Origin of the sequence: Aestuariivirga sp. (genome assembly GCF_037139295.1) — a bacterium.
Taxonomy (GTDB): Bacteria; Pseudomonadota; Alphaproteobacteria; order Rhizobiales; family Aestuariivirgaceae; genus Aestuariivirga.
Map to the genome: position 1 here is coordinate 1 of NZ_JBAXGR010000166.1, position 4,787 is coordinate 4,787.

At 56.9% G+C, this 4,787-nt stretch carries 4 protein-coding genes and 1 pseudogene; all 5 read right to left on the bottom strand.

All coding sequences use genetic code 11. The features are described from left to right. Nucleotides 1-129: 129 nt before the first annotated feature. Nucleotides 130-864 carry a phytanoyl-CoA dioxygenase family protein gene (locus tag WCJ41_RS20130; protein WP_336907626.1) on the bottom strand — a complete coding sequence of 245 codons (735 nt, stop codon included), beginning with the start codon at nt 862-864 and terminating at the stop codon, nt 130-132. A 1-nt stretch (nt 865) separates the two neighbouring features. Next, nucleotides 866-2,119 carry an ATP-grasp domain-containing protein gene (locus WCJ41_RS20135; protein WP_336907629.1) on the bottom strand — a complete coding sequence of 418 codons (1,254 nt, stop codon included), beginning with the start codon at nt 2,117-2,119 and terminating at the stop codon, nt 866-868. Continuing rightward, nucleotides 2,109-3,188 (bottom strand): hypothetical protein, encoded by a 1,080-nt coding sequence (locus WCJ41_RS20140; protein WP_336907627.1) that lies wholly within the window; start codon nt 3,186-3,188, stop codon nt 2,109-2,111. Before WCJ41_RS20140 ends, WCJ41_RS20135 begins: the two co-directional genes overlap by 11 nt. Before the next feature lie 13 nt (nt 3,189-3,201). Then, complete coding sequence (locus tag WCJ41_RS20145; protein ID WP_336907628.1) at nt 3,202-4,410, bottom strand: ATP-grasp domain-containing protein; 1,209 nt, start codon at nt 4,408-4,410, stop codon at nt 3,202-3,204. A gap of 106 nt (nt 4,411-4,516) precedes the next feature. Beyond that, a pseudogene (locus WCJ41_RS20150) lies at nt 4,517-4,787 on the bottom strand (hypothetical protein); the annotation flags it as partial.

The window sequence follows — 4,787 nt, forward strand, 5'->3', positions numbered from 1 at the left end:
TACGAATACCTACCCACCAACGACGAGCACCTGAGTATCCGTCACCAGCAGGCCTGTCGCCCATCCGGCGGCAGGCCTGCTGTCATGTCCGGGGGTGGTAGGACTGAGCCCGGGTGACCCTGCACCACTTCACTGATAGACATACGAAAAGCTGATTGCCTCCCGCGCGCGCGGGCTGCGGTTCGCTTTCGAGCCATGGACCACCAACCCATCGAAGAACACCGCTGATCCGGGCCTCAATTCCACCGGAGTGGGTGGATTCGCTGGGAACAGCCGTTGGACGTCAAGGTGAATCTGCTCTCCTGCATCGGGATCCATGCTGCCGAGATGTGGCAGATCGCCCAACCGATGTGATCCGGGGTAGAACTCCAGGCACCCATTCTCCTCGGTCGCCTCGTCCACAGCGATCCAAGCGGTCAGAGCCCCCGCATATTCCCGCCGCTGCTCCGAACTCAGATACGCCAGATCTTGATGCCAGGGTTGCGGTGACCCGACAACTGCCGACTTCGCCCAGAAATTAACCGACAGCAGTGCCGGTTTGCGCCTGGTCAGCAACTGTGTGACAACGTCGTGATACATCGGCCCCTTCTCCCCCAGTTCGGCGAAGAACTCGTCTCGCGATTCGAGATGAAATACGGCCCGCAGTACGCCCTTGAAACACTTCACCGCACCCGTCTGCGCCAGGAAGCCACCGTCTGGAGACTCCAGGTTCATGTTTCGCTCACTGTATTCAAGATCTCTGGCGGCATTCTTGACAGCCGCGAGGTGAGTCGATATGTCATTGAGGAGAGGTTCCGGAATGAGATCTTCAACGACCACGAATCCATCATCACGGAATGTACACCGATCTCCCTCAGTCAGCATCTCATCCCCCCAGCATCGCGCGATACAGATGATTCTCGAGAATGCGAAACCGCCGATAATCTTCGTCCAGCCGCGACTGCGTCTCGTGCACCAGGTACGCGTAGCCCGGACGGCCGGACATGTCGTCGGTCTTTTGCATCAGGTCGCCCGCTCTGACCATCACCAGAACATCGAGCACGGATTCAAGCGAATACATCTCGGACAGATCCGGCTCGCGGTGGACCAAACCGCCCAAATCGGAATGGAAAAAAACCAATCTGGCACACCTCGACTGGCCACCGAGTAGCAGTGCCTGCAATGCCCGATCCGGTCGGACGTACGCATCCACCGTGAGCTGCACAGGGTCGAATCCAGTGGCATGTCGAAATGCCTTCGACGACATCGCCCCCGCTAGCCTCGCCCCGATCTCGATCAACGCGGCGCCACCGGGAGTCCAACGCACTTCCACATGTGCGGGCCCGGTGTCGATACCGACACAGGTCAGCACCTGCTTAACATATTCGCTCAAAGCCGCGAAATGCTCGTCCTCTGGATGCAGCAACTCGGCATAAAGATCCGCCGAGATTTCTTCCTCGTCATCATCCACGCCCACCCAAACATCAGTGACAAAATGTTCGCCGTTGACACTCATTGTGTTCACCATGTACTCAGCACCGTATAAATACTCCTGTACCACCAATTCCGCATTCACGATACCGAATAGATTCGTGGTTCCCACCGTCATCTCAAACGCCCGAATCACGTCGTTTTCGCTCTCGCAGAACGAGACACCCTCTGAACGAGCCGCGTACTCCGGCTTCACCACAACCTTGCGGAGGTCTTGTGCCGAATACCAAATCAGCACCTCCTCGAGCTTAGCGGACTTGATCTGACGTGCGGCCAGCAAACCGTCGGCTCTGAGAGCTTCATGCATGAAGAATTTGCTTCTCCGCGCCAAAGTAGTCCCAGCGCTGTTTCTAGCGACACCGAGACTTTCGGCGATCTCATCGGCTAGGATCACGCCGGAATCGCAGCCGGGCAGGACACAGACAATCGGAAGACTTCGCAGAATGCCGAGTGTTCGCTCAGTCCCGCAGGACTCGTAATCCACGCAATGATCGAAATCTGTCGGGACAAAGGTGCGCATCAGGCTCTTGGCCATTTGATTCGAAGTCTGCAGATGTATCAGTCCGTAGCCCAACTCTCTGAATGCCGGGGCCAACAAGGCGCCGGTCGCAAAGGCATCCACGACAACGACGTAAGACCTAACGGAAATGGCCGGTCTCCCCCAAGAATTTGTCCTTCGTCTTCAGCCAGGGCGCGGGCAGGACATTGTCTTGCGCATCCAACAACTCCCGCAACTCCACGAACAACGGCTCTGCAATCAACCTGCTCGCCTCCAGTGGCAACCAGGTGGTCAAGTGGTCGATGGCGATCACGTCAACGGCAGCATGATCAGGCCCCACCGCCAGAGACGGTTCGTCGAAGGTGGTGATCCGGGAATAAAACGGGAATCTGTGCGCCGGCGAACCAACGTCGCATGTGACGTCTGCCAGGATCGAGAGTTTTTTGTCGGCGTACAGGTCTCCTTCCGTCAAAAACGGTGGACCCGGCTCCTCGGCTTGAATGCAGTTCACCAGAACTTCAAATTGATTCAGCGTCGCTGCCACATCAGGCGAACTTGTTTCGGCCCTACCCCATAGGGAGGCCCTCATATTCACCTCCTGACAAAATTCGGCAGCACCCGACCCGGCGTTACCCCGACCTCCTATGATGACGAGAGACGGTGCTTTCTGTGCCTGCTGAGCCAAATCGATGGTATGCGTGATCAATTGGTGTACGTCGGAGAAATAAGGCACCCCAACCTTCAACGGACGTCCCAAGTGCTTTTGCAGATAGAATTGTACCGCCATCGCAGCGCCCACATATCCGGAAAGCCAGCCTATCTTGGCAACAGTTTTCGATTTGCCTCGATCGTCGGTCAGGTACTCGCAATCCAGTAGTGTGCCGCCCCCGCGAAGGAAACGTTCGAGCACCTGCCGGCTATGGCGTTGCCCTTTGTAGCAATGCGCATAGTAGATATGCTGATGACGTAGCGCGAATTCCGCCTCCGGCAGTTCTTTGAGGCCCAGAACAAAGTAATTCGAGTCGGCATCGACCCAAGTGCCCGGTGGCACCAGTTCGCACCCTGCAGAAGCGTAGGCATGATCGGGAAAAATTCGGGTTTCTGAAGTCTCCACCACGACGTCATGCCCCGATTGCACTAATGCTCTTGCATTTTCGGGCAACAGTGGGGTCCGTCTCTCATGGCGTTTCGTCTCGTGCCTTAACCATAGGTTGCCCATTTGCCGACCTTGCTCAGGCGATCGCCATGAACGCGTTATGCAAATAGGCAGGATCCTCGTGCCACGCGATGATCCTGGCGTGCTGTCCAATTAGACTCCCGGGAATCTGTGCACCATCGCCCGGTGGGAACAGTTCGTATTGGATCTCCAAGTCGAGTAACCGCGGTCGAACGTCGACGCCGTCGGGCAGGAGTAACCAGAAATACGCCAGGCCGTCTGGGCATCTAGGTTCATACGCTAGTCCAACCTGGTAATCAGTCATCGCTTGGATCATGTTGTAGCCGAACATCTTATGATAAACGAGCGTCGCCAAGCCTCCTGATGCCCGCGCGGCTGCCTCGATGAAATAGATCTTATCGTTTCGCCGGAACACTTCGATATGCACTATCCCGTCGTGTACGGACAGGCTCCGCCGAATGTCCGAAGCGTAATCACGCAGCGCGCAATACGACGGATCGTCAGGCAATAGGGGCATACTTCCCACAGGTCGTCCTTGGGCAAATGCAAGCGTTGTCAGGTTGTACTGCGAACAACCGAACCAGGACGGATTCCCCTGGTTTACCACCATGTCCAGATGGAGCAGATCGCCCGTGATCTCTTCTTCTGCCATGTATGCCGCGTCCAGGTGCCGGTGGCGGCAACCTTCGAACTGCTCAAACGATGCCACTCGGGTGACCCCCAGGGATCCCCCCAACGCTATCGGCTTAATCACGAACGGAATGCCCAGTTCAGACACGCACCGTGAGAATGTGGCCTCAGCGGGCAGTGCCCAATCCAGCTTCAGCGCTCGTGGAACGTCGTGATGATGCGCGCTCACCTGCTGCTTCATCGTCAATTTATCCCTGAATCTCCGCGCTTCATTCGAGCCCATGCCCGGCAGATCGAAACTATCGCGCAATTTTGCGGTCGCTTCGATATCGCCTTCGAAGAAGCTGAGTAGTTTTAGTCCGCGACATATCGTGAGTTCTCGAGCGACCGCATCCGTTGCCGCGTCCGAGAATGCTTCAACGAAGCAATGATTGGTGTACTCGACGTCGAGGTAATAGACGTAGTCAAAGAGCGATTCATAGGGGGCGAAGGCTTGCTCCAGTCTCTGGTCGACGAGCGCGGTGAGTCGTAGGTGGTGTGGTTGTCTTCTCAGCGCCCCAACATCCAACATCCGAAATGGATTCAACGTATACGTGATGACCAACAAGACGGAGCGTGCCGAGTCGGGAAACATCGCGCACCCCGCGCTCGTGATTACCGCTGACATGAGGCCCCTTTAGCGCCGATGACCGCTGGTCAACCCACGGCCGCCAGCCTACTCCTGAGTTAGGACATTTGGCTTAGTAAGCCATGTTGATGCCGAGGCCGGTGAGGATTTGTCTTTGCGGCTCGGGGATTTCGGGTGGGAAGGTCTGGGTAGCGCCGTTGATGGTGATGGTCGCTGATCGCAGTGGCCGTAGTTGCTTGATGACGTTGGCGATGGCCAGGCCGCTGCGTTCCTGGATGCAATGCGCGACCGCCAGGGTTGCGTCCCAGGCTCGGTGTAAATGACCACCGCGCGGGTTCCTGGTTGATGATGTTATGCGACGGCTCCGACAAGGTTTGGTCGTG